At 50.8% G+C, this 3576-nt stretch carries 9 protein-coding genes; all 9 read right to left on the reverse strand.

All coding sequences use genetic code 11. The features are described 5' to 3' along the window. The coding region (locus tag QCH34_RS08915) for an NADH-quinone oxidoreductase subunit H (protein WP_300333030.1) at window positions 1–260 on the reverse strand (260 nt) is incomplete at its 3' end. 5 nt (window positions 261–265) lie between these two features. Then, window positions 266–469 (reverse strand): hypothetical protein, encoded by a 204-nt coding sequence (locus QCH34_RS08920; protein ID WP_300333032.1) that lies wholly within the window; start codon window positions 467–469, stop codon window positions 266–268. Window positions 470–471: 2 nt separating this feature from the next. After that, window positions 472–1128: a hypothetical protein gene (locus tag QCH34_RS08925; protein ID WP_300333035.1), complete on the reverse strand. Its 657-nt coding sequence runs from the start codon at window positions 1126–1128 to the stop codon at window positions 472–474. Further along, complete coding sequence (locus QCH34_RS08930) at window positions 1121–1723, reverse strand: DUF2105 family protein (RefSeq protein WP_300333039.1); 603 nt, start codon at window positions 1721–1723, stop codon at window positions 1121–1123. Before QCH34_RS08930 ends, QCH34_RS08925 begins: the two co-directional genes overlap by 8 nt. Continuing rightward, window positions 1720–2175: a DUF2106 family protein gene (locus QCH34_RS08935; protein WP_300333044.1), complete on the reverse strand. Its 456-nt coding sequence runs from the start codon at window positions 2173–2175 to the stop codon at window positions 1720–1722. The genes QCH34_RS08930 and QCH34_RS08935 overlap by 4 nt, the downstream gene beginning before the upstream one ends. Further along, entirely contained in the window at window positions 2172–2411 is a 240-nt protein-coding gene (locus tag QCH34_RS08940) for an EhaE family protein (protein WP_300333048.1), read from the reverse strand. Before QCH34_RS08940 ends, QCH34_RS08935 begins: the two co-directional genes overlap by 4 nt. Then, complete coding sequence (locus QCH34_RS08945; protein ID WP_300333050.1) at window positions 2408–2641, reverse strand: DUF2108 domain-containing protein; 234 nt, start codon at window positions 2639–2641, stop codon at window positions 2408–2410. The genes QCH34_RS08940 and QCH34_RS08945 overlap by 4 nt, the downstream gene beginning before the upstream one ends. Further along, window positions 2638–2886 carry a DUF2109 domain-containing protein gene (locus tag QCH34_RS08950; RefSeq protein ID WP_366898511.1) on the reverse strand — a complete coding sequence of 83 codons (249 nt, stop codon included), beginning with the start codon at window positions 2884–2886 and terminating at the stop codon, window positions 2638–2640. Before QCH34_RS08950 ends, QCH34_RS08945 begins: the two co-directional genes overlap by 4 nt. Next, complete coding sequence (locus tag QCH34_RS08955) at window positions 2874–3359, reverse strand: hypothetical protein (RefSeq protein ID WP_300333052.1); 486 nt, start codon at window positions 3357–3359, stop codon at window positions 2874–2876. The genes QCH34_RS08950 and QCH34_RS08955 overlap by 13 nt, the downstream gene beginning before the upstream one ends. Between the last annotated feature and the right edge of the window lie 217 nt (window positions 3360–3576).

The raw sequence follows: 3576 nt of genomic DNA on the forward strand, positions 1-3576 counted from the left end.
AGAAGGAGAAGGCTCTCCTGCGTGATCAGGAGCATCAAAGCTGCAGTCCAGATCGCAATTGAGATCCCAACCACGGTAACAAAAACACCCTGGCTCGCTGTTTTTGGTATCCATGACTCCTTTGCAAGGAATTTCAGGGTATGAAGTATCTCCTGCCAGATCGGTGGCCCCGGCCTTCCCTGTATCCGTGCGATCACTTTCCGGTGGATACCGTGGAGCAGGAGGCCGGCAAACATTGCAGCAATGATGTATTCGATCATAGATTCTAGTACCCCATAAACGGAATGTCCCCGTCAATTACTTCAGCCGAGAAGAGAAGCCCGACTGAGATAAGAAAAACAGGTGCCAGTACGATACTCAGTACAGCAGCAACAGGCACCGATACAATGCCCTGGTGTCCTGATACTGAAAGTACAATAAGAAGGATGCCGGAGATGATGGCAATCAGCTGGACATAACTTTTCTTCATCTTCAAATCACCAGGACGATCTCTGTTACCCGCAGGAAGAGCAGGAGTGAGCTGAAATGGATCATCAGGACAAAGGGAGCTCCCTGTGCCCTGATAATCTCGGCTTTACCGATATACAGCGGTGCGATACCTTCTCCCATCACGCCGAGGATTAACAGCGCCTTTGCAAGCAGAGGCACTGCTCCCATCCCGGCAAGCGTCCAGATCGAGAGTGTTCCTGTGGTTGCCAGGATGATTGCGGCTGCGCCAAAGAGTGGAACCGTTGCGATCATTGCAACGATTCCATACTGGAATGCGGCATTTAAGACATGGCGGTTCCCGGCAGATGCGACAATTGCGATATTTGTGATTCCAACCAGAACCGCAAAGAGGGTGAAGTTGAAGATATCGCCTGTCAGCACTGCTCCCAGCGTGGCAAAACCACAGGCAATCGCCATGAACCGGGAGAATCGTGTGTCATCTTCTTTTATCTCCTTTTCATAGTACGCATCACCGCCAAATATGATATTCAACTGCCGCTCAGGGTGGTCGAATGCCGAGATCAGGATGAAGATCAGGACAAATGCAGCAAGTGTGGCAGAATATATACTGAAGTACGGGACAATATCTCCAAATGGAAGTGCAAAGAGTTCTGCACCCTCAATATTCAGATCAAACATCTGATTCACCCCGCATGGTGCCGATTAGGGAGAGCTTCGCTGTTACTTTGATGAGGATTGCGCCACCCGCAATCATCACCGCCAGGAACCATTGTGACGGGAAGATCAGCATGATAAAGAATGCACCAATCCACGCAACCCAGGCATATCCGCTCACTGTCTCAATCAGCTCAAAGCGTTCCTGGTGCCCTTTGCAGATGATATAGAAGATGACTCCGAGTCCTGCGACTGCACCGCCGGAGAATCCGGAGAGGAAGATCCCGTATAGTACCAGGATCGACGCCAGGATTGCGGGGGCACTCTGGAGCACCTCAATATCAAGTGTCCTTGCCGGCTGGTTCCCCCAAATCCCCTCTTTCACAAGGTAAATCTCAGCAAGTGCCATCAGTTTTGAGATGGTGACCACAAGGCCGGGGAGAATCAGCGCCTCAGCAAGGTCGGTTCCAACAAGCGCAATCAGGAAGAGCGCCATCACCGAGGCGAGATCGGTGAGGAGAAGCCTGTGCAGGTCATCGGTCTCTTTCATAAACGAGAAGAAGGCGATGATGATGCAGAGGGATGCTGCAAACATCCCGGTATGGAATGTTTCGATCATTCGTCCTCCCTCCGGCGGAAGAGGTATGCGGCAACGGCAAACCCGACAAAGAGAATTGTCGTCTCTACAACGGTATCGAGGCCACGTGTTGCATAGAGAATCTCATCAATGATCCCGCCCGGATGAGCTACAATGGTTGTTCCCATATGCGGAGTTGCGCTGGCGAGTGCAAGAGAAAGCGGAGTAAGATACGCCGTGATGTACCCAAGATATGGTGAATTGCCGGGATACTCTGCTAAGATGCCTGTTGATTCAAAGGGGATGCCGCCCCGATCATAGGGATCGAGCGGACTATTCCGATCGATCGTCTTCGGATAGAGGCGGTCACCCTTGTAATCGAGGGAAGGGATGCCCGCTATCCCGGCAAGCACGACAATGATCACCAATATGGCATAGACCCGGGAGAGATTCGTAAAGTTTGAGAGGATCCCGGAGATTCTGCGGATGATCATTTTCTCGCCTCCTTCTTCTCTATGACGCGGACAAAGAGGAATGTTGAGATGGCAGTGACAGCAATAAAGGTCAGGAGTGCCAGCGTCTCGTCAAATGAAAGCATCACAAGGAGGATGCCAAATGCCGGAAGTTCGAGATTTATCAATCGGGTGATATAGTCTTTTGGAGATGGCCAGGCTGTGGCAACAGTTCCGAGGATAATAAGACCAAACCCGATAATAAACTCAGGACTCATCGGACTTCCCTCCCGAGGAGGAGGAGAACCAGAATTGTTGTTATTGGAATGACAAGGGAGATGACGATTGCAACATCAAGATAGCCACGCATTACAATAAGCGGAATAACCCCCGCAGAGAGGAGTGAGAGGCCGATCAGCTTGTCAAAGGGATTCTTCCAGAGGGCGGTTGCTACCGCTCCAAGGAAGATCAGTCCCGCGAGGGCGAGTGTAATGATCTGCTCGATCATTCCTGCCTCCTCCGTGCAATTGCGCTTGCTATCGCATTTGCTTCAAGGGTGGATCCAACAAAGTATGCGGCAGCGGCAACAAGGGTGAGCGGATGCGGAAGAATAAAGACGATTAAACCGGCGATCCCAAAGTTCATGACATTGACAAACGGGAGTTTGAGGAGTGTTTCCTTTTCAAGGACTGTTCGAACTGCCCCATAGAGAGCGATACCCATGCAGATTGCTTCGGCAATCAGGCTCTCCACCTCCAGAAATATCCAATTAACCGGCTGGCATGGATATGCGAGATCCCCTGTATCGTGAGGATGGCCAGTACCATTCCGGCAATGAAATCTGATGCGAAAAATCCGATCTGCATAAATCCGGCAATGATAAGCGTTGCTATCAGGGCTCCGCTTGTTCCTGCATACCCCTTATCATGGCAGATCCGGTTTCCTATATAGACGAGAACAGCGGCTGCGATCCCCCCCGGGAGGCCTGCAACAAAGACACCACAGGCGGCAAGGAGGGTTCCCGCCGATGCATCAGGTGAGCAGACGATGTTGCCCATCATCCATCCGCCATGCTGATCTCCATCACGGCCGGCAATTGCCTCTCCAATTGCATCCGCGCCACTAACGCCTCCCTTTTGGGGAAGGCGCCAGAATATATCGAGCGATAGAAAGAGAATCCATGCGATGACGGCGGCAACCACTATTCTTCCGAACTCTTCAAGCATGGTGCATCAGAATTGAAACGTTATATCAGCACCAAAATAGTAAAACCTTCTGATATTACCAATTGGGTTTTTCCGGTGTATCTGCCTATCTTATTACCTATTGAGGAGAATCACTTTGCTATATGATGGGTGGGAATTATCCTGACAGATATGTCATTATTACGGTATGCGCAATAATGATTGCCGCCGCCCTCGCCTTCTGGCAACTGATTGGTGT

Source organism: Methanocalculus sp., assembly GCF_029762515.1.
In the GTDB taxonomy this organism is placed as follows: Archaea; Halobacteriota; Methanomicrobia; order Methanomicrobiales; family Methanocorpusculaceae; genus Methanocalculus.